Annotated in this window: 18 protein-coding genes and 1 pseudogene; 7 read left to right on the top strand and 12 right to left on the bottom strand. The window is 56.0% G+C overall.

The window, feature by feature from the left end; genetic code table 11:
* Positions 1 to 14: 14 nt before the first annotated feature.
* Positions 15 to 2,687 (bottom strand): pyruvate dehydrogenase (acetyl-transferring), homodimeric type, encoded by a 2,673-nt coding sequence (aceE, locus tag DLM45_RS14235; protein WP_181337724.1) that lies wholly within the window; start codon positions 2,685 to 2,687, stop codon positions 15 to 17.
* 177 nt (positions 2,688 to 2,864) lie between these two features.
* Positions 2,865 to 3,107 carry a hypothetical protein gene (locus DLM45_RS14230; RefSeq protein WP_181337723.1) on the bottom strand — a complete coding sequence of 81 codons (243 nt, stop codon included), beginning with the start codon at positions 3,105 to 3,107 and terminating at the stop codon, positions 2,865 to 2,867.
* A 110-nt stretch (positions 3,108 to 3,217) separates the two neighbouring features.
* On the opposite strand from DLM45_RS14230, the gene DLM45_RS14225 reads away from it, so the two are divergent.
* A complete protein-coding gene (locus tag DLM45_RS14225) occupies positions 3,218 to 4,288 on the top strand; it encodes an ATP-grasp fold amidoligase family protein (protein WP_181337722.1) in 1,071 nt (356 codons plus the stop codon).
* Here DLM45_RS14225 and DLM45_RS14220 read toward each other — a convergent pair.
* A complete protein-coding gene (locus tag DLM45_RS14220; protein WP_181337721.1) occupies positions 4,227 to 5,546 on the bottom strand; it encodes a PLP-dependent aminotransferase family protein in 1,320 nt (439 codons plus the stop codon). The two genes, DLM45_RS14225 and DLM45_RS14220, sit on opposite strands and share 62 nt — an antisense overlap.
* A gap of 244 nt (positions 5,547 to 5,790) precedes the next feature.
* On the opposite strand from DLM45_RS14220, the gene DLM45_RS16700 reads away from it, so the two are divergent.
* A complete protein-coding gene (locus tag DLM45_RS16700; RefSeq protein WP_181337720.1) occupies positions 5,791 to 6,630 on the top strand; it encodes a glycosyltransferase in 840 nt (279 codons plus the stop codon).
* Positions 6,631 to 6,688: 58 nt separating this feature from the next.
* Here DLM45_RS16700 and DLM45_RS14210 read toward each other — a convergent pair whose 3' ends face one another.
* Both DLM45_RS14210 and DLM45_RS14205 read right to left on the bottom strand, forming a co-directional pair.
* On the bottom strand, positions 6,689 to 7,321 hold the full coding sequence (locus tag DLM45_RS14210) for a uracil-DNA glycosylase family protein (protein ID WP_425485217.1): 633 nt from the start codon (positions 7,319 to 7,321) through the stop codon (positions 6,689 to 6,691).
* Between the two features lie 5 nt (positions 7,322 to 7,326).
* On the bottom strand, positions 7,327 to 7,707 hold the full coding sequence (locus DLM45_RS14205; protein WP_181337719.1) for a DUF488 family protein, N3 subclade: 381 nt from the start codon (positions 7,705 to 7,707) through the stop codon (positions 7,327 to 7,329).
* Positions 7,708 to 8,109: 402 nt separating this feature from the next.
* On the opposite strand from DLM45_RS14205, the gene DLM45_RS14200 reads away from it, so the two are divergent.
* Positions 8,110 to 8,427 carry an SMR family transporter gene (locus DLM45_RS14200; RefSeq protein ID WP_181337718.1) on the top strand — a complete coding sequence of 106 codons (318 nt, stop codon included), beginning with the start codon at positions 8,110 to 8,112 and terminating at the stop codon, positions 8,425 to 8,427.
* 98 nt (positions 8,428 to 8,525) lie between these two features.
* The gene (locus DLM45_RS14195; RefSeq protein ID WP_181337717.1) at positions 8,526 to 8,915 is read left to right on the top strand and encodes a DUF805 domain-containing protein; all 390 of its coding nucleotides are present in this window, start codon (positions 8,526 to 8,528) and stop codon (positions 8,913 to 8,915) included.
* Between the two features lie 41 nt (positions 8,916 to 8,956).
* Here DLM45_RS14195 and DLM45_RS14190 read toward each other — a convergent pair whose 3' ends face one another.
* From DLM45_RS14190 to DLM45_RS14180, 3 genes are read right to left on the bottom strand one after another with little or no spacing between them, the layout of a single operon-like run.
* Positions 8,957 to 10,129 (bottom strand): cytochrome c peroxidase, encoded by a 1,173-nt coding sequence (locus DLM45_RS14190; RefSeq protein ID WP_181337716.1) that lies wholly within the window; start codon positions 10,127 to 10,129, stop codon positions 8,957 to 8,959.
* 15 nt (positions 10,130 to 10,144) lie between these two features.
* Positions 10,145 to 10,696, bottom strand: a complete 552-nt coding sequence (locus DLM45_RS14185; RefSeq protein ID WP_181337715.1) for a hypothetical protein — start codon at positions 10,694 to 10,696, stop codon at positions 10,145 to 10,147.
* Positions 10,697 to 10,718: 22 nt separating this feature from the next.
* A complete protein-coding gene (locus tag DLM45_RS14180; RefSeq protein WP_343062316.1) occupies positions 10,719 to 12,944 on the bottom strand; it encodes a TonB-dependent receptor in 2,226 nt (741 codons plus the stop codon).
* Positions 12,945 to 13,992: 1,048 nt separating this feature from the next.
* Between DLM45_RS14180 and gltS the strand changes: the two are divergent.
* From gltS to DLM45_RS14165, 3 genes and pseudogenes are all read left to right on the top strand, one after another.
* A pseudogene (gene gltS / locus DLM45_RS14175) lies at positions 13,993 to 15,205 on the top strand (sodium/glutamate symporter).
* Positions 15,206 to 15,287: 82 nt separating this feature from the next.
* Positions 15,288 to 16,430 (top strand): exonuclease SbcCD subunit D, encoded by a 1,143-nt coding sequence (locus DLM45_RS14170; protein ID WP_181337713.1) that lies wholly within the window; start codon positions 15,288 to 15,290, stop codon positions 16,428 to 16,430.
* The gene (locus DLM45_RS14165) at positions 16,427 to 19,498 is read left to right on the top strand and encodes an AAA family ATPase (RefSeq protein ID WP_210269848.1); all 3,072 of its coding nucleotides are present in this window, start codon (positions 16,427 to 16,429) and stop codon (positions 19,496 to 19,498) included. The genes DLM45_RS14170 and DLM45_RS14165 overlap by 4 nt, the downstream gene beginning before the upstream one ends.
* Before the next feature lie 37 nt (positions 19,499 to 19,535).
* Here DLM45_RS14165 and DLM45_RS14160 read toward each other — a convergent pair whose 3' ends face one another.
* The 4 genes from DLM45_RS14160 to DLM45_RS14145 all read right to left on the bottom strand — a co-directional run bounded on the left by DLM45_RS14160 (position 19,536) and on the right by DLM45_RS14145 (position 26,738).
* A complete protein-coding gene (locus DLM45_RS14160; RefSeq protein ID WP_181338346.1) occupies positions 19,536 to 21,878 on the bottom strand; it encodes an FdhF/YdeP family oxidoreductase in 2,343 nt (780 codons plus the stop codon).
* Between the two features lie 289 nt (positions 21,879 to 22,167).
* Complete coding sequence (locus tag DLM45_RS14155; protein WP_181337711.1) at positions 22,168 to 22,956, bottom strand: bestrophin-like domain; 789 nt, start codon at positions 22,954 to 22,956, stop codon at positions 22,168 to 22,170.
* Between the two features lie 369 nt (positions 22,957 to 23,325).
* The gene (locus DLM45_RS14150) at positions 23,326 to 25,662 is read right to left on the bottom strand and encodes a TonB-dependent receptor plug domain-containing protein (RefSeq protein ID WP_181337710.1); all 2,337 of its coding nucleotides are present in this window, start codon (positions 25,660 to 25,662) and stop codon (positions 23,326 to 23,328) included.
* A 167-nt stretch (positions 25,663 to 25,829) separates the two neighbouring features.
* On the bottom strand, positions 25,830 to 26,738 hold the full coding sequence (locus tag DLM45_RS14145) for a PepSY-associated TM helix domain-containing protein (RefSeq protein ID WP_181337709.1): 909 nt from the start codon (positions 26,736 to 26,738) through the stop codon (positions 25,830 to 25,832).
* Positions 26,739 to 26,754: the final 16 nt, after the last annotated feature.

The following is a 26,754-nucleotide window of genomic DNA, read 5'->3' as shown; positions in this document are numbered from 1 at the left end:
TAACCTGTCGTTTGTCAGCTGCGGGCCGGATTGGGCTTGTTAGGATCAATCCCATACTTCGCGATAGCTTCGGCCAATTTGATTGACGGAATCTTGTTTTCGTCCGCCAGCGCCTGCAGCGCGCTCAACGTAATGAAATAACGATCGACTTCGAAAAATGACCGCAACGTGCGCCGATAGTCAGATCGTCCAAATCCATCCGTTCCCAGAACGCGAAAGCGGTTCGGCACAGCCGAACGGATCTGGTTGGCATAAAGTTTCATGTAGTCGGTGGATGCAATAACGGGCCCTTCGCCGCGTTCCGAAATCTTCTGCGTGACATACGGAATGCGCGGCATCTCAACCGGATGCAGCAGGTTCCACCGTTCGACGTCTTGCGCCTCGCGGGCGAGCTCCGTGAAACTCGTAACACTCCAGACGTCCGCCGCAACACCCCAATCCGATTGCAACAAATCAGCCGCCGCGATGATCTCACCCAGAATGGCGCCAGACCCCATGAGCTGAACTTTATGGCCCGCCCCTTCTTCAGCGGCACGCCACAGATACATGCCCTTGACGATGCCATCTTCCACGCCCTCCGGCATCGCGGGGTGGGCGTAGTTCTCGTTCAGCAGCGTCAGATAAAAGAACACATCTTCCTGATCCTGAAGCATCCGCTTGAGGCCATTCTGAATAATCACCGCAACTTCATAGCCGAACGACGGATCATACGAGATGCAGTTCGGTATCGTCGTCGACAGCACATGACTGTGACCATCTTCGTGTTGCAGCCCCTCACCGTTCAGCGTTGTTCTGCCCGACGTTCCACCGAGAAGAAAACCGCGGCAACGCTCGTCGCCTGCCGCCCACGCAAGATCGCCGACACGCTGAAAACCGAACATCGAATAAAAAATATAGAACGGCACCATAGGAACGTTTGACGTCGAATAGCTCGTCGCCGCCGCCATCCACGAAGCCATCGCGCCCGCTTCGTTGATGCCTTCCTGCAAGACCTGCCCGGTTTTATCTTCCTTGTAGAACATAAGCTGGTCAGCATCCTGCGGGCGGTAAAGCTGACCGACCTGACTGAAAATACCGAACTGCCGGAACATGCCTTCCATGCCGAACGTGCGGCTCTCGTCCGGTATGATCGGCACGATACGCCGCCCAAGGTCCTTGTCGCGCATCAGCGCATTCAGGATCCGCACGAACGCCATCGTCGTCGAAATCTCGCGGCCGTCCGATCCCTTGAGTTGCGTCTCAAACATCGACAGCGGCGGAGCCTGCAGCGAGACCGACTTGGCACGCCGCGATGGCAAATACCCGCCCAGCCGCTCGCGCGTTTTATGCAGGTAGTCGTCCTCGACCGAACCTTTGGGAAAACGAATGAACGGAAGGTCGACGATTTCCGAATCCGACAACGGAACCTTGAAGCGATCGCGGAAATGCTTCAGCGCCTCGATGTCCATCTTTTTAGATTGGTGCGCGAGCATCGTTGCTTCGCCCGCCGCGCCCATTCCGTAACCCTTGACGGTTTTGGCAAGAATGCACGTCGGCTCACCCTTGTGAGCAACGGCAGACGCATACGCTGCATAAACCTTCGACGGATCGTGTCCGCCACGCGTTAGCCGCCAGATCTTCTCGTCAGACCAGTCGGCAACCAATGTCGCCGTCTCAGGATAGCGGCCGAAAAAATTCTCGCGAATGAACGCGCCGTCGCGCGATTTGAAAACCTGATACTCGCCGTCAACGCATTCTTCCATCAACTGACGCAGCCGGCCGGTGTCGTCACGCGCCAACAACTCGTCCCATTGCGAGCCCCAGATAACTTTCAGAACATTCCAGCCCGCGCCGCGAAAATTGCGTTCCAGTTCTTGAATGATCTTCCCGTTGCCGCGCACCGGCCCATCGAGCCGCTGCAAATTGCAGTTGATGACGAAGATCAGATTGTCCAGCTTCTCTCGTCCGGCGAGCGAGATTGCGCCGAGGCTTTCCGGCTCGTCCATTTCGCCGTCACCGCAAAACACCCAAATTTTGCGCTTCTCGGTATCTGCAAGCCCGCGATTGTGGAGGTACTTGAGAAATCTCGCCTGATAGATCGCCATCAACGGACCAAGGCCCATCGACACGGTCGGAAACTGCCAGAAGTCGGGCATCAGCCACGGGTGCGGATAGGATGACAGACCACGCCCGCCGACCTCCTGCCGAAAATGCAGAAGCCGGTCTTCGTCGAGTCGCCCTTCAATAAACGCGCGAGCATAAATGCCGGGCGACGAATGTCCTTGGATCAAAATGAGGTCGCCGCCGTGATCGTCCGTCGGCGCATGCCAGAAGTGCATGAACCCGGTTTCGTAGAGCGTCGCCGCAGACTGATAGCTGGCGATGTGCCCGCCGAGTTCGGAACTCTCCTTGTTCGACCGCACGACCAACGCCGCAGCATTCCATCGGATCGCGGCGACGATCCGGTGTTCGATCTCACGGTCCCCTGGATGCTTCGTCTCGTCTTCTAGCGGAATGGAATTGATGTACGCGGTGCTGGACGCGAACCGGATCGCGGCACCACTTGCTCGCGCGCGCTGCACAACCTCGGCAAGAATATCATCCGCGCGCCCAGTTCCCTCGAACGCAATAACGGAGGAAATCGCATCCTTCCACTCAGCCGTCTCTGCATCGTGCGACGAGTCGGACCGAGGCGAGCGTTTGCTCATGGTATGCTCCGAGTCACCGGCAACGCCGGCATATGATCCGCGCTCGACAGGCAGCCGCACGAACGCGCGCAAAGCGGACGAACGAACACAGTCCATCGACGGTAGATTCGTACGCCGCTCGAATAAATGTGGTCTTTCGACCGCCTCTCCACAAGGCGCGAAACAGCGCGATGCCGCCTAGTTCGCCTTAGGCAGCCACCGCCAGATGCCGGCAATATTTACGACGAGCAGCACCCCGTTCTGAACCATCAGAGACGGCTTCTGATCGAGCCAGCCCGAGAGCATCCAAGCCACGCTCGCGAACACGAAGACGCAAAAACCAAGAACCATGATGCGCGGCGAATAATTCGACGCGATGAAAATCGCAGCAACAATCGTACTAGCCGCGCCAAAGGCGTTTACAATTGCGAGAGAGTCCATCGCTCGCCCTTCCGACTCCAGCGCGTTTAATCAATTGAGGGCCAAACGTGAAATTCCATTCAGCCCCTACAAACAACACGATATAAACGCGCCAATGAAGACTGCGTTCCGTGGGCTGTCTCCGTAGAGCAAGCGCAGATCGAACCAGCAACCCGGTAGCTAAACATCAAGAAATCTTCTACCAAATATCGGCGTTCGGTTCTCTGTGCCAATCGGCAGGATACAAGATGAACTCACAAACATTCGCCCAATCGAAAATACTGTCGGGGCGAATTCGCCTGAAATGGATTCAGGATAAGAGCAGACTTCCGCTCACATCGGACCATTGGCCACTCTATCGAAAGATCCACCGCTCGTATTTCAACGCGCTCGGAAAATTTCCCAACCTCGTGAATAGCCGCTCGCTGAACGACAAAGTACAGTGGCTAAAACTATTTGACCAAAGCGATCAAATCATTCAGTGCAGCGACAAACTGGGTGTTCGCGAATTCGCGAAAGAAAAACTCGGAACGTCCTGCTTGCTCGACATCTATCAGGTTGCCGACACATTCCAGGACATAAATTTCGATAAACTACCGAAAAGCTTCGTCCTTAAAACAAACCACGATTCAGGTTCTGTTGTACTTGTTCGAGACAAATCGACTTTGGATCTCGCCGCACTTGAGAGCAAGTTCTCTGAATCGTTGCAACGCGCCCCCCATGGCGCTCACGCAGGCGAATGGGGATACGAGTTCATATCGCGAAAAATTTTCGCAGAAGAGTTCATGGAACCGGAAAACCCGGCACCGCCTCCGGATTATAAATTCCACTGTTCAAGTGGCAAAGTCGGCTTCGTCCATTTCCTCTATGATCGCGGCGTCGATACGAAAGAACAAACGCTCACTCCTGAAGGTCGTGATCTCGAGTTTCGCCTTTCACTTCACTACAAAAAGGGGAATGACTTCAAACGACCGAAGAATTGGACCCACCTTATCGCGGCAGCTGAAAAGCTGGCAGAAAATTTCAAATACGTTCGGATCGATCTCTATCAGAGCCAAGACCGCATTTACCTAGGAGAGATGACGTTCTGGCCCCATGCCGGACTCTACAAGGGTGACGGCCAGGAAAAGCTAGGAGAATTTATAGAGTTTGATCGACAGACCGTGAAACCTCTATATCGCGCGACATCACAGACTCAGTAGCTGCCCCCCAGCCATATTCTCTTCCCGAAAGACGTCGCGACATTTCGGAAATTCCGTCGAAGTCACCAGAGGTCGCCTCGTCTTTCACAATTGCCGCAAAAATTCGCGCGAGCTCCTTGAGATCGAAATATTCAATACCGCGCCGGGTAATCTCCTGCATTCCGATCCGGAGCGTAGGCTTTCCATAAATCCGGCGAGCATTGCACAATAACCCCGCTTCGATGAGACGTCGCGCAACTTTCGACGTCTTGTCATCAGAATCGAAGGTGACCAACAGAATATGCGATTCCGTAAATTCGGCCCCCACCTTGAAAAGCGATAGACCATGTGCGGCGAGTTCACGGCCAAATATCTGAGCATTATCTGTAAGAGCTTCTGCATAGTCAGCCGCGTGCTCTAGCAGCTCTAGCATGGTGACATGCAGCGCCGCCGTGGCCGCCGTCTCTTGGCTAGAAACCGTTGCGCACGACAACGTTTCCGCGACGACAGCAGAGATACTCGCATCGTTGCAAAGAGCGATCGCCTTCGGCGGCCCAGGAAATGACTTGTGCGTATTTCCCTGCAAGAGATCGGCCCCGTCACGCAACGGCGCTTGAAACCGGCCGCCAGCAATCAGCCCTAGCGAATGGGAGGCGTCGTAGACAATGAGCGTCTGGTCTCCGACTATGTCACGAAGCGATGTCAGTTGAAGTGGAAAGAGTGGTGCACCGCAGTCCAAGAAAATCAGTTTTGGGGCGTGTTGCTTCGCTCGGCGAGAAATTTCTGAAGCATCAAAATCGTGACTGTCGACATTCCAGGGAAGATAGTCGTGCCGTCTTCCGGAGCATTGAGCAATCCCCCTCGTCGCAAAGTGACCGGCACTCATCTGGGGATCCAAACTCCAAATAGTGTCTCCAGGATTGGTCAACCCTAGGATCGCGGTCGCAGCACAATGAAGTCCCGAAAGAAACCGGGTTTCAACATGGCTCGAACCAAACAGCGTGCACGCCGCGGCATGCGCTCGTTCCTCTATTCGATTGAGTCCTGGGAGATTCCCTAAAACAAGACCATTAAGAACTGTGGTTGTTTCATAGCCTCGGCCTTCGCATGTCCCGAGAAAATATCTCGAATAATAGTCTGACGACAGAGCCGCTTCGCCCGCTAGCGAAAGCACGTTTTCATTGCAGGCCAAATTGATCTGACGATGCATGAGTTTGCGATCTTCGCGCAAAGCGGCATGCACCCAAGCTTCATGGGAGCTTCGGTCATCGATCATCATTTTGCGAACGTCCCCAACCCGCCGCGGATCCATTCCGGAACCGTGGAGAGGTGACGCTAACTCCAGCTGCAAGAAGTGTCGATGCCGGATTTTTTCCCGGCGCGCATTGAGTCCGATTCTTGTTTGCTTGTTTCGGCTAATCCATCGTGTTAGCCGAGCCGCTGTCGATCAACTAACGACTTCGGTAGGCAGCGTCCGACTACTTTCCCGACGCGCAACCAACGAGCAACATCGGACCACGAATGTGAGCAAAGTTTTCCAGTCGTTTTGGGTTGGATCATCGATTTCGCCGTATGAAAAATTGTGCCTGCGTTCATTTATCGATCACGGACATTCGTTCCATCTCTACTGCTATGACGACTCACTGAAAGTTCCCAAGGGAGTCGTCCTGAAAGACGCCTCTGAAATTCTCGCTCGAGAAGAGTGTTTCGCTTACAAAAGCGGCGCGGGAAAAGGGTCGTTCGCAGCGGGATCCAACTTATTTCGCTACAAATTACTTGCCGAACGCGGAGGCTGGTGGGTCGATACGGATGTCGTGTGCATGTCGGACGACATCGCATTGACGCCTCCATTCGCAGCTTGGGAAGACGATGTCCTCGTAAACAATGCCCTCCTGTGTTTCGAGGCAGGAGATAGCTTGATGAGGGAAGCTGCAGCTATCGCGATGCACGTCGGTGACAACGCAGCGTGGGGTGAAATTGGCCCAGGCCTCGTAACGCGACTTCTAAAAGAGCAGAATCGGATCGAAGCGGCCTATCCTCCTGAAATCTGTTACCCGATCCACTATAGCGAGGCGCTCAACGTTCTCGTCCCGGCACAGCACGACGCGCTCGCCCAACGCCTGAACGAAGCTAAATTCCTTCATCTGTGGAATGAAGTATTCCGGCGCGCCAAGGTCTCAAAATACCTGCTTCCACCCGCAGGCTCACTTATGCGTCGGCTCGTAGACAAGCACCCGGTTTCCGGATGGACGGGAGAATACAAAGTCAAACCGCCGCGCACAGAGCGCCCGAGCAAAGGACCAAAATTCAGGCAGAAGTTTACGCCTTGGCTCTACGTCCGCTCGATGATGAATCCGGATTGAGTTTGAAGCGCTCAGCCACCCTGAAACCAGCGCCCCCCCTCTCACACCTATGCAGTGTTCAAAACAACAATTTGCGCACGTCCGTTCTTAACACTGGGAGAAGCTCCGTCTCGAACCACGGATGACTCATGAGCCATCTGTTATTGTGCCACGACGGATGCGGTAGCGGGATCATGCGCAACGCCGGATCCGCGTGATAGTAGCTCCGCCATTGCGCAACAGTATCGTTGACACCTTGCCGGCCGACGCTCGCTCCCAAGTGCCATCGTTGCGCGTAGGCGCCGATGACAAGAAGCAGTTGCAGGTTCGGTAGCCGCGCAAATAATTTCGTTCGCCAGAGTTCCGCGCATTCGCGACGCGGAGGAAGATCGCTTCCGTTAGATCTGAGACCAGGGAAGCAAAAGCCCATCGGTATGATGGCTACTTTGGACGGATCGTAGAATGTCACCTCGTCGATACCGAGCCAGCCGCGCAATCGCACTCCAGACGGATCATCGAACGGACGGCCGGAACGATGTACCCGCGTGCCCGGAGCTTGACTGGCGATACAAATGCGCGCCGTCTTCGAGATCTGCACGACCGGTCTCGGCTCGTGAGGCAGCGGATCTCCATATCGCGGATTGTCCAGACAAACGCGGCAAGCCCGGATGTCGCAAAGAAGAGCGTCCAGCGTTTCGGATTTATCTCTCACGGGCCTCAGCGCGCCGCCTTTCCAAGAAGCACATCTCTCAGAACCACGGCATCGTTATGCGCCTCGTCATGCGCGCTATAGATAAGCGTGACGGTCTGCGCCTTTGCGAGTTTGCGAATGCGCTCCAGATCCGTCTCGTGTTCACGAAGCTCCGTCCGATACCGCCGCTGAAACTCGCTCCATCGCTCTGGATCATGCCCGAACCATTTGCGCAGTTCCGTGCTCGGGGAAATATCCTTGTTCCACTCGTCGAGCGCCGCCTTATCCTTGCTGACGCCACGCGGCCAAAGCCGATCAACGAGAATTCGAATTCCATCTTCTGGAGCCGCAGGTTCGTAGGCGCGCTTCAATCGCAGATGAGAAACTGGAACCCGCGTAACCGTCACCGCATGCCTCCGTGTAAAGCATCAGCCCAGCCCAATGGAAAAGCTCGCCGAGAGCCTGCACCTGGACACAACGTTCGGCAAATCAACGCCCAACGAATGGGGCCGCAACTCCCGCAGCGTCGCACCACAGGAAATAGGTTGGAACTGGTTCCGAACTAAAACGCGAGTTTCGAACGTCCAACCAATCCAAATACTGCATATCTGCTCCAATTATTCAGCAGACGTATAAAATGCCATCCATTACCCTGATTGCCGCTATAAATAAAAGTGACAGCAGATAAGATCGCACTCCCCTTGCAAATTCAGAGCTGACATTTATTCTCTACGGTGGTGAGGGCTCCGACCCTCTTCATTTCCACATTTCATCCCGGGACGGCCCGGCCCAGATAAAAGGGGCCCGATGTGGCTTGGATCGTTCTATTCATCGCTGGTGTTTTCGAGATTGTTTGGTCTTTCTTCCTCAAAAGGTCTGATGGCTTCACCCTGCTTGTGCCCTCGGCCATTACCGCCGTAACGATGTTCATCAGCGTTGTGCTACTCGCCAACGCTATGAAAACGCTACCGCTCGGAACGGCCTATTGTGTCTGGACGGGCATAGGGTCCGCAGGTGCGTTTCTGGCAGGAATTGTCTTCCTGGGAGAAGCTGCGACACCGCTCCGTTTCGTTGCGGCAGCCCTCATCGTTGCGGGCATCCTGCTGATGAATTTATCTCAAAGCTGAACTTTCCCGATCTATTTACATTTTGATCTCAATACTCTGACGTTCGCGGAGGCCTATTCGTCATGTTCGATAGCTATCACCCCCGGGATACGACATCGGTGTTCGATGTCTTCTTCTCGCTCAAGGGCACGCTGCCCAGAGAGCAGTGGTGTTTGGCGATGATCACCGCCGTCGCCGTTTTTCACTTGGGCATTTCACTGTTGCTCGCGGCTGGCGGACATCAGGACGTGCCGTCGATAGTGCTGATCGCGCTGTGGGCTTTCGCCTTCGTCTTCATCGTGTCGCTGCTGGTCGCAAAACGCCTGTTGGACATCGATCGTACGGTTTGGCTCGCTCTGACAATCACCGTTCCCGGGATTATCATGACCATCGGCTTTCTTTCGGGGTTTAGACTGACGGACGTGAACTCAGTGCTGCTGGCGGGCTATCTGGGAATGTTCATGGTTCCCGCATTGATCGCGTGCCTGCGTTACGAGAGCGACAACTGAATCCATCTTCGTCGGCTCTGAAGGCAGACGCCGGCAAGCGACTAACGCAGAAGATCCTCGTATGTCCGGTCCGTAAGCGACTTCAGAAACGCAATAAGATTGTCGACATCCTGCGATGAAAGCGGTGACGCTTGCAGCTCCGCGCGCGCAACGTTGTCCGCAACCTCGGGCGTATCCCAGTTCCGTCCGGTTTCCGGATTGATTTGGGCTTCCGAATTATGAGGCGAGAACCGCTGATGGAATAGAACGGCCGTTCGAAGCTCCTGGAACAGGCCATTGTGCATGTACGGACCGGTTACCGCGACATTGCGAAGTGTCGGCACTTTAAACCGTCCGCTCTGCGCAGGATCATCGATGGCCGCGTTTTCGAGAAGACCGTGATCGATGCGATCGGGCTTACTACCGTTCAGCCTTCGCACCGTATCGTTCTTCGGCACGCCCAAGTTATAATAGCGGAAGTTTGTAAAAAGCTCGGCCTTTGAGCCAGAAGACTCTGATGTCATGTGGCATGCGCTACAACGACCATCGGCGAAGAATATATCGCGCCCCTTGGACTCCGCGGCACTCAAGACGACTTCGCCGCGCAACGATCGATCGTACTTCGAATCGAACGGCGCAAAGTCTCTCGTGCGAAGAAACGCAGCCATCGCCTCCTCTGCAGCCGCAAACGCGCGCGGCGTATCGGACAAGACCTCGGGCCCGAACAGCGATGCAAAAGCTTCTTGATACTCCGGCTTCTCTCGCAAACGCTGGACGACACTCTCCTCGTCCGGCATTGCCATCTCTACGGGATTGAGAAGCGGGTCGCGTATTTGATCTTTCAGCGTCGAAGCGCGCCCATCCCAAAACATCCCGCCTATCGCTGCGCCACCGGCTGCACGATGAAATGCTGGCGTAAACGCGATGTACATAAGCGTCGGCGCATTGCGGTCGCCGAATGAACGCCCATCGCCGCCACGCGAAACGGCGCCATTGATCTCACCCAATGACCTCGGATCCGAAAACGCAAGTTGTGGAGAATGACAGCTCACGCAATTCTGCTTGCGGCTGAACGAGAGATCACGATCGCTGAACAGCTGGCCTCCGAGCGCCTCAAGCGCATCGAGGTTCGGAACCACTGCCGATTGCGAGAAGGCAGATATCGCAAAAGAGGCAAGGACCGACGCCGACAGCACAGCCGCCAACGCCAGTCCTCGTAAAGGGAACGTCGCCACCGTCGAGCCCCGGGGTTACTTATCGGCCGCCGGTCGGATCGTTACCTTAATGGAATCGTTCACGACACCACTCACCTGCACCACAACGGGTCCTTCACGTAGTTCGAAACGAACGCTTTTGCCCATGGTCTCGCATTCTTTTGCACCCGTGAAGGCCGTCGACTGAAGCAGCTCTCCACCCTGCACAACATCGATCCATGAGTGTTCCGATATCGTGACCTGGTACAGGCCCGGAGCCGGCACTTTCTCAATCGTGAACCAACCCGAGTAGCTACCTGGCGGAAGCGCCTGCTTCTTGATGCCAGGCGCAACCGGGAACTTAACGGACGTCGTCTGATCCAGCTTGACCTTTATCGCCTTCGCCGGAATGTCTGAAAGCGTGCCACCCACAGAGACGTCTTGCAGATCCTTGGCCGCCATCCACGCGGCTTCAGTTTCGACGGGCCATTTAAAGCCCGCACATTTGTCGTCTGCGCGGACCGCGCTCCCCATCGCCGCAGTCATGAGCGCGGCGATGAGGATGCCCGAAAACTTTCGAGCAGATGGGTTTTTTGTAATTGTCTGCATAGCTGTGTGCTTCACTCTCGACTTAGAATTTCCAGCGCATGTTGGCGTAATAGCTGCGTCCCATTTCCGGATACCCGTCCGCCAACTGGTAGTTATCGTCGAACAGGTTGCGTGCCGCCAGCATGAGGCTCGTACGTTCGTCGAAATCATACTCAGTCTGCAGGTTCGCCAAAGCAAAAGTACCCGTGCGATAATAGTTCTTGCCGTCAGTTGTCACCGTCCAACGATCGTTGGCGAATTCAACACTCGGCGTCACGCTCCACGCATCCGTGATTTGATACGTGAGGTAGCCAATGCCCTTCCACTCAGGAACGCCTGTCAGCTCGAACTTCGGATTCGTCGGATTAGTTACGTCACGCTGCAGCCACGTAACGTTGCCGCCAACCACCAGCTTATCGCTCACCGCATAGTCGACCGAGAATTCAACGCCATAGAAATTGCCATCACCAACGTTCTGACTTTGCGTAACGGCGTTGCCTTGGAAGATGAACGGCACAGACTGGATCATATTCGTCACGTCGCTGTAGAAGACAGCGGTCGCGACTTGGCTGTTACGCGCAAAATTGCTGGCCCAGCCGATTTCGTAGTTTGTAGCGCGTTCCGGAAGAAGCCCCGGATTCGACGTCGCTCCGCCGAAGCGCGAGCTGAAACGTTCGAAAATCGTCGGGAAACGAGTGCGGTCAGAGACGCTCGCGTGCAACGTGTCGGTGTCGTTGTAGCGATAAATAATAGCACTCTGCCAATTGAACGCGTCCGAGTCCTTCTTGTTGTACTCGAACATCCCAAGGTCGGTCGTAAATTCTTCCGCCTTGTAGAGCTTGCGCCAGTCGTAGCTGACACCCGCAACAACATCGATCCGCTTCGTTAAATGAACGGTATTCTCGAGCGCCACCGAATAGGTGTCTTCGATATCGAGCTGCTCAGGCTCCTGGAAGCACGGGAGAATGGAACCGCAAGGCCGACCTCGCACGTTGTAGGCCTGCGTTTCCGCGTGCTGATCGCGACGGAAGTGAAACGACGCTTTCAGCGTATCCCATTCCGTAATGTCGGTAGCGCCGAGGATGCTGCCACCTGCTGCCCAATCTTTGTAGTCGCTCCGGAAGGCCTTCGGCAGGCTCTGCGTCGTCTGCTTGGGATCGTCATAGCTCATAAGCTGATCGGAAAATGTCGTGTAATACATCTTCGTCTCGACGAACGAAGCCGTTCCGATCTTCGTATGCGAGAGCCAGTACAGATTTTCCTGCTGCGTATTTGGCCAGTCCCAATACCGTTGCGTCGCGACCGGATCGGTCGTGTGGTAAGGAGCGCCCTTCCCACTATTGATCCTCTGATAGTTGATCGAGTAGTCATCCGTCGCATTCGGCGTCAGACCGAACTTGGCGTTGATCTGCCAGTTGTTCTTGTAGGAGTTCTCGCGCTCGCCACCATTTTCGTTAGGCGTCGGCGTGAAGTCGTTCGATAAGAACCAACCATCCGTATCCAGAACGGCGCCGCTGACCTGAGCGTAATAGCCTCGTTGCTTGGTCCCAAGCGAAGCGTAGGTTTTATATCCCTCATACTGGCCGTCGGTACCAAACAGCAGGCCGCCCTGAACCTGGGCATCGAGCGCTTTGGTGGGCTTCTTCGTAACGAGGTTGATCGCGCCGCCGAGACCGCCCGGCCCATTGAGAACGGACGTGTACCCCTTCGCAATCTGCACTTCCGAAATGTCAGCCGTCTGGAAACTTGAGAAATCGATGCGGTTATCAGCCGGTCGATAGATACGAATACCGTCGATAGACAACGGCACCTGCCAGCGATCGAACCCGCGTACGAAAATCAGCTGCTCGTTGCGGCTTCCGCCGGAATTCGAAGCGGAAACGCCCGGAGCCAACGACAATGCCTGATCGAGCGTGTTCTTCGAGAAGGTCCACATCGCGTCGTTCGTGATCGACGATCCGCCGACCATGTCGAGCTGCCCGAGCGTAAAGACCGCCGCGCTCCCTGGCAGGCCAGCGTTCGGGCTGGAGATGCTGCCGTCTCCCTCGCCGTCGGAATCAGATGTCTGATTGCTCGCTTCACCCGAGGCCGTTTCCGTGCCAGCCGCCTTCGGTTTGTACTTAGGCCGTTGCTGAATACGCTGCTTCGGCGAAGCGACCACGACTGGCGGCAATGGCACCGACGTGACGTCGCTCTGATTGTTACTCGCCGCTTCCTGGGCCTGCAGGTTTCCTGCCGTCGTTGCCATGAGTGCTGCGCAAAGAGACACGCAAATTCCGCGTTGACGCATTTTTCTAGTTTCCCCACCAATCGATATAGCTTTGTAACTATGTCGACAAGCGAAGTCTTCTCAAACATAAAATCCGCACAGCGATCATTTCTGACAGCCTGCGTGGCCTTCTTATCTCAAATAACAAAATATCTAGTCAAAACAATGTTTTGCGAGGACGTTAAAATTGCAATCGCACACCATTGACGCCGCGTCGGAAAGACTCGTCACGTAATAGCCGAGTCGCTATCGCGCAAAAATACCTACAGCGGCGCAGCCAGCCTCACCGCATGCAGCCAAGGCGAGCTCAAACTCGCGGAATTCACCCTCCGCTGAGAAGAATCAAAAAGCGCCAGGGAGAGGTCCCTGACGCTCACAACCTCTTAAACGACAGCGGCCATCATCAACGGCAGATGCGGCGTCCATTTCGCCACCAGCAGTGACGAGGTCCGCGCCACGGGCCAACCCAGCGACAATGCCGACGGCCGTTCCGCCACCAGCAACGGTAGCGAACCTGCTCCGTTATTCCAGGTGCTTTGGAAGTCTTAAGCGCATGAGCATCGGTTGTAATAACCGCTGCATTCGCGCTCGGACTTGTAATGACGTCAGCAAATGCGAAAACACAGAAAAGTGCGATAAGCGGAAGCAATATTCTCATTATTATCTCCCTTACTTTACATGTTATCTCGCGGATCAGTGAGCTATAGAACGAACGATAGTCACGTTAGCAATTCTGGTACGTCACAACAGCAGGGCCAACAAGAAATTCATCTGAATGACGGCACATGGTTGCCAAGGCACTGAATAATATAGTCAGGCTCGTATAAAAATGTCCTTAGCACGTTAGTGCCTGCTGGATCCAATCGATTTAGCATCCAAAATGCAAATGCGAAATCTGGATTGACCTCGGAACGCACGGAGATTGGCGGAGAATGTTCGAACCCAATACCCCTTCAAAGATCGAAGTCCCCTCGCCTTTTGGGAGACGCTCGAAGATTGCGGAGCTTTCGCACGCTCGCCCGATTTCAAAACGCATTGCCACTACGACATGACGTCATCAGCAATACAGCTTTCTGGACTTTTGAGTTTCACGATTGCAGTGCTGGTGTTCTTCGCGGGCGTCAGCATCAACAAAGTGGTCAAACCGATAGGCCGCTGGAACATCCCGGAAGCCGTAACCGGCGGAATGCTCGCGGCAATCATAACTCTCGGCGTTTACGTATTTTTCGGAACCGAAATCGCGTTCACGCTGGACGCGCGTGATTTGCTGCTGCTCTACTTCTTTGCCGGCATCGGCCTCAACGCCAAATTCAACGATCTCGTTTCAGGTGGCCCCCCCCCTCGCTGTGCTCCTGGGGCTTACCCTGGCCTATCTCGTCATACAAAATCTCGTTGCTTCGGCCAGCGTCGTTGCGTTGGATCTGCCGCACGGCATGGCCCCTCTCGTCGGCTCGGCATCGCTGATCGGAGGACATGGCACAACGATCGCGTGGGCGCCGATATTCACGGAACGCTTCGGGCTAACCAATGCTCTTGAAATCGGCATCGCCTCCGCAACGCTTGGATTGGTCATCGCAAGCCTCGCTGGCGGACCGATCGCAAGCTTCCTGATCGGCCGTCATCAGCTGAGCGGAGCACCAACGTAGGACCCTTTAGTCGGAATCCCCGATGACCTCGCCAAACCCGAGGCCGACGACATCAATCACATTGAACTCTTACGCACCATCTTCGTTCTGAATGTCGTTATCCTGATTGGCGTAGCACTTGATGAAGTCGTCGCCAAAACGGGATTGAAGTTACCGTTGTTCGTCATTTGCCTTCTCGTCGGAATCGTCGCCACAAATACCATTCCGCTCGCGTTCCCCGCAGCCAGATGGCCGACACGCACGCGCGCATTGGCACTGATCTCGGACCTATCTCTCAATATCTTCCTAGCCATGTCTTTGATGAGCATGCAGCTCTGGACACTTGGCGGCATGGGACCAGCGCTTGCAATTATTCTGGCGCTGCAGACGGCCGTCGCGGTTGCATACATAATCTTCGTCGTTTTCCCGATGATGGGACGGAACTACGAAGCCGCCGTGCTCTCCGCAGGGTTCACGGGTATAAGTCTCGGCGCAACACCAACGGCCATCGCGAACATGTCAGCGGTGACAAAAGTACACGGTGCCTGCGCAAGAGCCTTCATCATCCTACCCTTGGTATCCGCGTTCTTCATCGACATTGCGAACGCCATCGCAATCGGCTTCATGGTCCGCTAGTCATAAAGCGCGTCGGAGTAGTCCTCGACCCTGTGTCGATACAGGACGCCACCGCTGCGTAACTACAGATATGGGTAACTCCATGAGAATTCTGCATACCGCAGACTTACACCTCGGCCGCCAGTTCAACGGAATCCCTCTCGAAGAGGATCACCAGGCGATCCTCGATCAAATTGTAAGCGCCGTTAAAGCCTCGTCCGCCGACGTCCTCATTATTGCTGGCGATATATTCGACCGCGCGAACCCGCCAGCAACAGCCGTTCGTCAGTTCAATACGTTCCTTTCACGCATCGCGTCCGAAACCTCGGCCGCAGTCGCGATGATCGCCGGCAATCACGACTCAGGCGATCGCATCGCATCAATGTCTGTGATGACCGATGCAAAGCGCGCGCTTATTCGCGGCGTTATAAGCGCCGACGAAAAACCTCTGCTGCTGCACGATGCTCACGGGGTCGTTGCCTTCTCCGGCTTACCCTTCTCATACGAATTCGCGGCACGAGAATGCTTTGCCGACGAAACAATGCAAACCCCGGAGCACGTGCTTGCCGCACAAGTTGCAGCAGCGCGAAACAATGTTCCTGACGGCGCACGCTGGGTTGTCATCGCTCATGCTTTTGTGGCGGGCGCGCAGGGAAGCGATAGCGAACGGCCGCTTGCGCGCGTGGGCGGAATCGAAACGGTCCGACCAGAAATCTTCGAAGGCGCACATTACGTCGCGTTGGGTCATCTGCATCGCCCTCAGTTCGTCGCCCAAACTCACATTCGATATTCAGGATCTCCATTAGCCTTCGGCTTCGACGAGGTAGATGCTGCAAAATCCATGAACCTCGTGGAAATCGACGCGGCAGGCATATCGACAACGGAAGCAATTCCATTCAAGCCACTGCGCGGCATCCGTATCCTCAAGGGCAAGCACGCAGAGCTGCTGCTCAGCGAGCCTTCGACGGACTTCGTCAAAGTCATTCTGACCGATGACACACCTGTTATCGACGCCATGAAGCGCATGCGTGCAATATTTCCGAACGCTTGCGATCTAACGTACCAGCGGGACGAACGCCCGCGCGAAACCAAACCTCTCGAAAGATCGAGCGTACGATTGAGAGACCCGATCGAAGTCGTCGGCGACTTCCTGAACAGCGTCAGCAACGAACCGATGACAGAAACGGACCGCAGCATCGTGACCTCAGCTCTCCATTCCATCGAAAATGGCGAGGAGGCAGCGTGAGGCCAGTAAGACTGACAATGCAGGCCTTCGGTCCTTACCCGGGACGCGTCGCAATCGATTTCCGCAGCGCGGTCGATGCGGGCCTTTTCGGCATCTACGGGCAAACCGGTTCCGGAAAATCCACCATCTTTAGCGCGATGACGTTCGCACTATTCGGCGCACCCGCAAAGCCGGATCAGGAACCGACATCGCTGCGTTCCGATCATGCGGATCCCGCCTTGATGACCGAAGTCGAGTTCGTGTTCGACATCGGAAACCGTCGCTATGTCATAGTTCGGCGGCCCGAACAGAAGCGGCCGAAGCAACGAGGAAATGGAGAGACCTCAACCCCGCATGAGGCTTTTCTTTTTGAGGCCACCGGGCAAACGCTCGAGTCGATCAGCGAGAACCAACGCGGAAAGATCATCGCCGAGAAAAAGGTCGGACTGGTCGATCAGGCGGTCTCGGATATGCTGGGCTATGGCGCCGACCAATTCCGCCAGATCGTTCTTCTGCCACAAGGCCGGTTCGAAACATTTCTTGCTGCAAAAACGAAACAACGTCTCGAAATCCTTCGTGATCTCTTTGATGTCTCGCTTTACCGCAACCTCGCAGCCAAGCTGAAAGCAGACGCCAAAGCCGTTGAAGATCGAGTGAGCCACGACCGACACGTCTGCGCGGGTCGTCTCGCAGCCGAAGGCTTCGAAAGTACCGACGCCTTGAGCGACGGGATCGTCAGCGCCGATGCGCATCATGCTGATTTGATCGAAGCCGAAAAGACTGCACTCGGGCTTTTTACAGAGACGCAGACAGCCGTCACCAATGCCGAGAAAATCGAAGCGCTCTTCAAAGCGTCTGAAACGGCTGCGAATACCATAACCGCGTTTGAAGAAAACAAAAACGAGATGAAGGCTCTGGCTGAGCGCGTCACAAAGGCGGAACGAGCACGTTCCCTGCTTGACGTAGAAGCGCACGTCACGACCTTCGCCACCGATGTCGCAACGGCCGAAAAGAAATTGCAGAGCGCTCAACTCCACGTCGAGCAAGCGGTAGACGCAGCAAACAAAGCAGCGGAGCAACTAAAGAAAGAAATCGATCGAGCAGATGAGATCGATGTTCTGCGCCGGAACATCGAAGAACTCGAACGCCACGCGTTAGTGCTGAAGAAATCAGCAGACCTAAAAAGCGAGGTCGACAAAGCACACGCAGCCGAGCGCGCTGCAAGTATCGACCTGGACCAAGCTCAACGAAGGCTGACAGACCTCCAAAGCGCAGGTCAGAAGAAATCGGAGGCGCTCAAACTCGCGCACCAGAGAGACGCTCAGCGGAGCGAAGGAACAATCCAGCTTCATACGCTGAGCGCAGCTCTTGTCGAAGCCACGGCTTTTGAGAAAGCTGGCGATGACGTTCAAAAGGCGAGCGTCAATGTCGAGCAACGAAACGCAGCCCACGAAACCGCGAAGCGCCAAGCCGAGGCCGCAAAATCCGCATACGAGGTTGCAGAGCAAAGCTTCTCTGCCGCTCAGGCTCTGCATCTCGCCTCGAGACTAGAGCCGGGCTCCCCCTGCCCCGTTTGCGGCTCGACCAACCATCCAGCACCCGCAACGCACGCGGTCGAGCACGTCGAAACCGAGCAAACATTCCGAGACGCGAAAAACGCTTGGCAGCAGACAGACGCAGCCGCACGTGACGCCGCGGAACACTTAGCGTCAGCCCGCAGCGTGCTGCAGGACCGCCAGAACAGGCTCGAAGACCTACAAAAGCCCGCAGACAGCGCATCATCTCTGAATACGAAAATCCAAGACATAAAACGCACCCTCGAACATCTTGGGCCTCAGATAGACCTTTCCCAGGCGAACGCCGAGTTCGAGCAATTGAGCAATGACATCGAAACGCTCAAGCAACAGATTGAGACATTGCGAGATGCGCACTCTGAGTGTTTGAGAAAAAAATCAGAGGCACGCGTTCGCCTGGAAGAAACTCTATCTCCCATTCCTGAAAGCCTGAGAAATCCCGAAACTCTCTCGTCCGCCAAACAAGCTGCATCAGAAGCGTACAAGTCGCGCCTCGTCGCAAAAGAAACCGCCGAACGGATTGCGCAAGAGTCCCGCGAGGCGGCTCTGACCGCGCAGAAAGATCAGCAAGCCGCCGACAGCGCCCTCTTGGATTGTCGCGAACGTCACCGGAACGCGATCACCATTTTCGAATCCCGGCTTGCCGAGAGCGGGCTCACCGCCGATGATTTCCTCGTTCTGAAACCTGCAATCAAGACCATCGAAACAGATCGAGCGATCGTGGCGGATCATGATCGCAAGTTGGCACTAGCAAAAGACACTGCTGCAAGTGCAGCAAAAGCCATAGACGGCAAAGCCCGTCCTGATCTCATAAGCCTCATGGCACGTCAGAAAGAAGCCGGAGAAAAGCTGGCCGAAGCTTCCGATCAGCGATCTCATGCCAAGGCCAAGCTAACGCAGCTCATTAAACTTCGCGACGAACTCGCCGACACATTCCGAAAGCTCGACGAGGAAGAAGCCACTTCCGGGCCGCTGCGCAAACTCGCGGCCCTCATGAACGGCAACAACAAACAGAACCTCGATCTGGAAACGTTCGCCATCGGCGCGATGTTCGATCAGGTTCTCGAAGCCGCCAACCTGCGTATTGGCCCGATGACGAATAATCGCTACCGGCTGGAACGAGATCTGGATATCGGCCGCGGACGTCGCGGCCTCGACATTCAAGTGTTCGACACGCATACGGGCAAAGCGCGGTCGACAAGCACGCTATCCGGCGGAGAAACATTCATTGCCGCCTTGGCTCTCGCGTTAGGACTCGCCGACGTCGTTGAAAGCGCCAGCTGCAAGATACGCCTCGACACCATTTTCATCGATGAAGGCTTCGGCAGTCTGGACACCGAGAACGGCGCGGGCACCCTCGACCAAGTGCTCCAGGTTTTGAGCAAGCTCGTCAGCCAGAACCGCTCAGTCGGCATCATCTCGCACGTTCCCCTCGTGCAGGAAGCCATTCCAAACGGTTTCTACATACGCAAAGACATCGCCGGTAGCACCGTGGAAACCAAGATCGCAATTTGAACAGTGATGGCGCAACAAAAGAGACGCGCATGTCCTCCTACACCGATTGCGCTTGAGGCCCGACGCGTCTGACGACCACTGGGATTGATTTATAAGACGGTGTTCCGCTTCGCCGATCATACTGATCGACTGCGATGAGGCTGTTGGCTTCGGGATAGTAAGTCGCAACGGAACCCGCGGCGATATCGAACGCAACTGCGGTCAGGCCGCTCAGCGTGCGCGGTTCGTCGCCATCGTTGCACACCGTTTCTATGTCGACAGTGTCACCATGGTGCAATCCACGCGCCTCCAGATCGGAAGCATTCATGAAAATGATATCGCGGCGGCCGGTTATACCGCGGTAGCGATCGTCCAAGCCGTAGATCGTCGTATTGTACTGATCGTGACTGCGCACAGTCGCGAGGACAAGCGCGCCGGGTTGTTCGCAGCGCGGGTCCTCTTCGAGCCCGCCGACAACGAGGAACTCCGCCTTTCCTGATTTCGTCTTCCACTCCCGACGAGACGCAGGAACCGACAGACGGAAGCCACCGGGCAGCTCGATACGCTCATTGAAATCGAAGAAATCCGGAAACACGGCTTCTATCTTTTCGCGGATCAGGCTGTAGTCCGCAACGAGGTCATCCCAAGGAACGTTCGTATCGGGGATCGCGGCCATTGCCAGACCGGCGACGATTGCCGGTTCCGACTTCAGATGCTCCGACGCAGGTTTCAGACCACCCGAGGACGCATGCACCATCGCCATAGAGTCTTCGACCGTCACCGTTTGCCGCCCGGTATCCTGCATATCGAGTTCAGTCCGCCCAAGGCAGGGTAGAATAAAACTCTCCTTGGCGATGAGCAGATGCGATCGGTTCAACTTCGTCGCAATATGCACGGCAAGATCAAGCTGACGCATTGCGTGAAACGTTACGTCTGGATCAGACATCGCCACCGCAAGATTGCCACCCAGGCACACCAACGCCTTAGACTGCCCGTTGACGATCGCTTCGATGGCCTCAACGGCGTTATGCCCCTTCTTACGTGGCGCCTTGATGCGAAAAACGGCTTCGAGATTATCGAGCAGATCCTTCGATGGGTTTTCAGTGATGCCGACAGTCCGATCACCCTGAACGTTCGAATGTCCACGCAGCGGGCAGATGCCGGCGCCTTCCTTGCCGATATTACCCCGCATCAGAAGCAGGTTCGCGATCTGGTTGACGTTCGATGTCCCGTGGCAATGCTGCGTAATGCCCATGCCGTAGCAGATGATGACCCGATCGGCTTCAGCGTAGATCTTCGCAGCCGCCTCGATATCCGTCCGCGACAAGGCTGAGTAGCGCTCGATCTGCGCCCAATCGGTCGCATCGATGTTCCGAACAAGCGCATCGAACCCTTGCGTGTGCTCGGCAATAAACGCACGATCCAGAATGCCTTTCCGGCCTGCCGCCGTTTCCGCGCGATCCATTTCAAGCAAGGACTTCATCATGCCCTTGAGGACGGCGACATCGCCGCCGATGCCAACCTGATAATATGACGACGCAATCGGCGTCGATCCAAGCGTCACCATCTCGAAGGGATTCTGCGGTGCCTGGAAGCGCTCCAGCCCACGCTCTCGTAGGGGATTGAAAACCACGATTTTGCATCCGCGCTTGGATGCCTCGCGAAGCGTACCAAGCATGCGCGGATGATTGGTGCCCGGATTGTGGCCGATGCAGAAGATCGCGTCGGCATGATCGAAGTCCTCGATCGTCACCGTTCCTTTGCCAACGCCGATCGAGTCCGGAAGACCGACGCTCGTCGCCTCGTGACACATATTCGAGCAGTCGGGAAAATTGTTGGTGCCGAATTCGCGAACGAAGAGTTGGTAAAGAAATGCGGCCTCATTCGAGGTGCGCCCGGATGTGTAGAACTCCGCCATGTTCGGATCAGGCAAGGCCTGCAGCGCTCGACCGATGCGAGCAAACGCCTCCTCCCACGCGATTGGCTGAAACTTATCCGTCGCGCGATCGTAGACCATCGGATGCGTTAGGCGGCCCTCGCCTTCAAGCGCGTAGTCGGACCAGCTCCAAAGCTCCGAAACCGTGTGATTGGAGAAAAACTCCGGCGTCGTGCGTTTGCTCGTTGCCTCCCAAGCAACCGCTTTCGCTCCGTTTTCGCAGAACTCGAACGACGACGTGTGACGCGGATCCGGCCAAGCGCAGCCAGGACAGTCGAACCCAGTGGGCTGGTTCATCGACAGCAGGCTGCGGACTTCTCGCGACACTGCCATCTCATGGCTTAGCGCCTTGGCCACCGCCTTGAGAGCACCCCAACCGCCCGCAGGTCCTGAGTACGTCTCAACACCCGGAACCGCGCGCTTACTTGCTTTGGTGTGCGTACCCTTGAAGGGTTGCTCCGACATTCTCGGCTTTTGATCGAATGTTTCGCCGGGAGACGGATGGCCGTTATCGCGGCGCTGCTGTTGCCGCTCGCTTTCAAGGCCGGAAACGTAATGGGGGTTGCGCGCCATGATGAACTCCAGACTTGGACGAGGCCAGACCAACAGAACATGGAAGACGGCTAAAAGCGGTACAAGTTCCTTATCGAGCTTTGCGAAGGCCAAACACTAACACAACCATGACCGCCTGACATGGATTGATGGCAACTGCCGCGACGGTCAGCAGCCCACGCGGATGGAAGGTATCGGCAATTTAAGGCGCATCCAAATGGATTAACGCGGTGCGCATCGGCGCGCTCGACAATTGCAGTAGCCCATTCATCGCGTCGCTATAGTCCATGATGAGAAACAGAGGCGACGTGATGGAAAGCGCCGACATCACCACCGCCACGTAGACCAGACCATTCCTTGGCGACGTCAGTCCGAAAACACCGAAGATGATCGCCAGCCACGAGGCGAGAATAAATAGAAACGGCCACGAAATATCTGACCCCGTCGACGTGATGATCTGCCAGCGTGTTTGAATAATATCCGACGAAATATCACGCATGCGTGTCGCAGCTTCCCGATGAAAATCATCTGCGGGCTTAAGCTGTAGAATTTGTTGATCGGCTCGAGAAAGAAGATCGCCGAGGGTCTGTCTTTCAAATCCCGACCGTTGCGGAAACGTCGGGTAGTCTCCTGCGGGATGTGGCTGGGACGGCCAAGAGTCAGCGATGGCGGCAGCGAGATACGTCCGCAAATCTTTTCGGATCGGATCGCCCTCCGCGCCGTAGAGACGCAAGCGATGATCGAGATCAATGAAGTTCGCGCTCAATAGCGCCAGTTCTTTGTCGTAATTATCAAAGCGGTTTTTGGCGTTGGACGTGAGCAAGCCGAGAACCAACGCTGAAAACGTCAAGAGCATGCCCATCAGCAAGCGGATGCTGTCGAACGTTTCGTGGCTGGTGTGACGTTCTTGAAGCTTGGTCCGTGCAAACCAACCGGCCCAGGCGCTGGCCAAAAGCACGAGAAACACGAGAACAGGAAACACGATATCCATGCGCCGCGTTCTCCTCGCCGCGCACGCACTCGTCACGGCATACTTGAAAAATGATCGTCGTCTTGGATCAGGCCAACCGTCGAGATTTGGACGGCTTTGCAATATCCGGCGCCGACCGATGGGCGCTAGTAAAATTCACGGAAACTAGGCCTGTCTACACCCGCCTGGGACGGGCGGCTCAAAAAAGCGGGCTATTTCAATAGCCACCACCAGGGTAAACCAAACACGTGCCCCACCGGCGGCTCCCGCCCCGGCACTGTCGTCTCTCGATTGCCAACCGCAAACGAGATGTCCTTGCCCTAAAAAAATTCCCGCGCGATCCGGAGATCGCGCGGGAATGAAATCGTCCATCTCAATCTTCAAACCGGCTTACCAGCCGTATGACAAGCGAGCGTAATAGACCGACGGTGACGGCTCGTTGCTGTGCGTCTGAGCGGTGATCGTTCCAGCGGCATTGCGCGTCGTCAGAATGCGATCGTCGTCGGTGCGCAGGAGGTTGCTGGCCGACAGAGTCAGCACAGCCTGATCAGCCAGCCCAATCCGCACCGAGGCATCCAGGCGATCGAGATTCGAGAAGCTCGTGTGCTGGAACGTACCATTCACCTGCTCGATGTCTTGATCGTAGGCGTAGGTGCGATTGTAACCAAGACCGAACGTCGTCGACCAAGCACGCACGTAGTAGTCGGCACCGATGTTCGTGATCAAATCCGGCTGCTCGGCGAAGCGACGTGTCTGTCCGGTCTGCTGATCGGTCAATTCGGACTTCATCGTGGTCCCGTTGGCCCACAGCGTCAAATCCGGAAGCCCGATCATATGCATCGGCAGGCGGCCTTCGAGTTCCACGCCGTAAAGCTCACCGTCACCGGCGTTGCGCGGCGTAGAAATCCACCGATTTGACGGTCCCTCTCGCGTCAATGTTCTTTCGATCTTGTCCTCGAAGGACCGCGCGAAGAAGTTGGCAGATACGATGCCTGTACGCTGGAACAGGAAAACGTCGGTGCCGACATCCAGTCCCCAAATTCGTTCCGGCGAAACATCAGGATTGCCGCGCATATCCGGATCGGCAATCGAACCAGCACCGGAAATAACTGTCGGAGTGAGCTCACGCAGATCGGGACGACGCAGAGTGCGCGCAATTCCAAGCCTGAAATCGACGTTGGGAGCCGCCTCAAGCTTGTATTGGATGGACGGGTTCAAATCCGCCGCGTCCTTGTCCGAACTGTTCCTCGTGAAATCCATCGTATCGGTCACGCTGTATTCAAACCGCAGACCGAGCGTCAGCAGATCGCGACCGAAAACCGAAAACGCATCGCTTACGTAAGCGTGATAGATGCTTTCGCTAACCTCGTAGTTGCGTTCCGGAAGCGGGACATTGGCAATGCCGCGCACTTCGCTCTCGGCTCTCTGCGTCTGCGCCCAGCCAATTCCGGCTTCGAGCTGATGCCCGCTGATGCGCGTCGTCACCGTGCCGCCAGAGGCAATACGTTCTAGATCGATAGGAACGAAGCGCGGATCTTGCACGGCAGGCGAACCGCCCGGCAAGGTCGTCCGTGTGGACCTGCGCGTGGTATCCTCGCGGCCGCGTTGATAGTCGAAGAATACGCTCGAGCTGGAATACCCGTTGAACGCATGCTGCCATTCGAGATAGCTGCCGTAGGTTTCCCGGGTGCGATGACGAATTTCGTGCGTATCGCGATTAACCGAGGCCTGGTTGTTGGCAAGCCGGAGCGTGTGCTGATCGCGAAATTCGTTCGTGCGCAGGTAGCTCGGCGCGAAAATAATCGTGTTCGCCGGGTCGATCGCGAGTTCGAAGCGAGACAGGAATGTGTACTCGTCAAACTTCCGATGCTGATCGACGAGTTCGCCGCCCCTCCGGACTGTTCCGTTAGCGCCGAAAACGTACTCGTCCGAGCTCTCCTGAACGAGCCGGCGCTGATAGCCACCACCGATGAAATAGCGAAGAGCACCGGCTTGCCCGCCTTGCCACGCGGAGAATTCGCCCGGCGTGCCGTTGCCTTCAACGTATCCGCTGCCAATCGTGATCTGTCCGCCCGTCGGTCCAAAATCGCGGCGCGTAATGATGTTGACGGTGCCCGCAGCACCGCCTGATTCCATGCTGGCGAGCGGGCTGCGTGTAATCTCGATGCGTTCGATGAAGCTCGCCGGAATACGGTCCACTTCCATGCTGCGGCTGGAATCGCCGTCGATGAGCGGACGGCCGTCGAGCAGAACCTGCGTGTATTCCTTGCCGATACCGCGAAGCTTGATGTCGCGCGAGCGATTGACGCCTGGGAAGGTAACGCCGGGCAGGCGCCGCACCGCGTCGCCGATACTCATGCTGTTGAACTGCTGAAGTTGAGCGCCTTCGATCACGACGGTGGCATTCGGGGCGTCCGACCGCGCCGTCATCGCACCCACGGTGGAATTGGTGATCGCGTTGCCGGTATCAATCTTGGAATGAGCAGCGGAGTTATCGGTCGAAGGATCGGAAGGGGGTGCCGCTGGAGCCTGCGAGGGGGCTGTTGACGTGCTCTGGACGGGCTTTGCCTTCTTGGCCGGCGCTTTTTTTACGGGCTTTGCCGCGCCGCCGGCCGTAACAGTTACCGGAGGTAGAGAAGTTTCCGCATCCTGTGCAGAAACGAGCGTGCCCGAGCCAGCCAGAACCAACGCCGCACAAACAGTGCGAGCCCCCAAATCCCACGTCATTCCATTTCCCCCAAGACTTAAACTTGAACGGGAAAATTAAACACCGATTATAAGTATACAATATTGTATACAAAAAAGAGGCACATTCGGGATGCGCAGATGCTCAACTGCCACAGAATGCAACGCCTGCAGATCGATTCGAAGCAAGCGCCCTTAGAAAAATATAATTAGATTACTTGGCGTTGCGCAATCTGACGGCGGCGTCTGAAATGCCGCCGTGACCACATAAGAACGCCTGTGAAAAGCAATAAGATGAGAACCACAGACGTTACGATGTTGATAGACGCGGACCAGAGCCCTGCCCAATTGCCTTCATGGAGCAGCTTCGGCCAATTGCGCGGCATGGCCACGAGACCGGTCGTCGAAACGAGGTAGTTTCGGGACTCCCCGTCTTCGACGAAGCGGGCTTCAATAGCTTTGTTCCTCAAACGGAGCGAAAGCATCGTCGACAAATCTCTTTCCCGCCCTGCGATACGAAGCGCTTCAAGAATTGTGGCCGGCGCTGTATCCGCTGCGATACGCGGGGGCGGTCCGGCAAACGTAACCTTGTAGACCATCGCCAGTCCGCTAAGCGGCGCAATAACGACGAGCGGCAGAGCGATCCAAGCCGACGCCGTGTGCCAGCCACTCGCCGTGTTACGCAATGGCCGGGTGCCCATCACAAGGCCGATCAAAACCAGCGCCAGCATGGCGAACGTCGACGCGGTCACCGCCCATCCGCCGTCGAGAAGTAATCTTTTATGGATATCACGCGCGACCGAAAACACCGAAAGCGAGGTACTCGTCTGGCTGGCGGGCTCGCCAGTCGCGAGATCGATTTCCAAACCGCCGCGCTTGTCGAGAACGAGCGTGCCGAGGTGCCCATGAATAAAGATGCGCTTCGTCGCGCCTTGCGGATCGTGCTTGGCCAGCGCCGCCTCGACTTGAGCAACGTCGACGGAATTAGGCTTTAGCGCCGAAGCCACGACTGCAGGTTCAAACGATAGAATTAGAGCAGTCACAAACACGGCCAGCAACGGCAACGAGAATATGAGCGCCAGCCATCGGTGCAGGCGAAGTGTCCAGGCTTTCAGCAAGTCGAACTCAATTGTT

Source organism: Hyphomicrobium methylovorum (assembly GCF_013626205.1).
GTDB classification, from domain to species: Bacteria; Pseudomonadota; Alphaproteobacteria; order Rhizobiales; family Hyphomicrobiaceae; genus Hyphomicrobium_B; species Hyphomicrobium_B methylovorum.
This window is presented reverse-complemented; position numbering and strand designations above follow the sequence as displayed.

Excerpts from the sequence above, each read along its gene's own strand:
- aceE (WP_181337724.1), bottom strand. The coding sequence starts at position 2,687 with ATGAGCAAACGCTCGCCTCGGTCCGACTCGTCGCACGATGCAGAGACG.
- DLM45_RS14230 (WP_181337723.1), bottom strand. The coding sequence starts at position 3,107 with ATGGACTCTCTCGCAATTGTAAACGCCTTTGGCGCGGCTAGTACGATT.
- DLM45_RS14220 (WP_181337721.1), bottom strand. The coding sequence starts at position 5,546 with ATGATGATCGATGACCGAAGCTCCCATGAAGCTTGGGTGCATGCCGCT.
- DLM45_RS14185 (WP_181337715.1), bottom strand. The coding sequence starts at position 10,696 with ATGCAGACAATTACAAAAAACCCATCTGCTCGAAAGTTTTCGGGCATC.
- DLM45_RS14170 (WP_181337713.1), top strand. The coding sequence starts at position 15,288 with ATGAGAATTCTGCATACCGCAGACTTACACCTCGGCCGCCAGTTCAAC.
- DLM45_RS14160 (WP_181338346.1), bottom strand. The coding sequence starts at position 21,878 with ATGTCGGAGCAACCCTTCAAGGGTACGCACACCAAAGCAAGTAAGCGC.
- DLM45_RS14155 (WP_181337711.1), bottom strand. The coding sequence starts at position 22,956 with ATGGATATCGTGTTTCCTGTTCTCGTGTTTCTCGTGCTTTTGGCCAGC.
- DLM45_RS14150 (WP_181337710.1), bottom strand. The coding sequence starts at position 25,662 with ATGACGTGGGATTTGGGGGCTCGCACTGTTTGTGCGGCGTTGGTTCTG.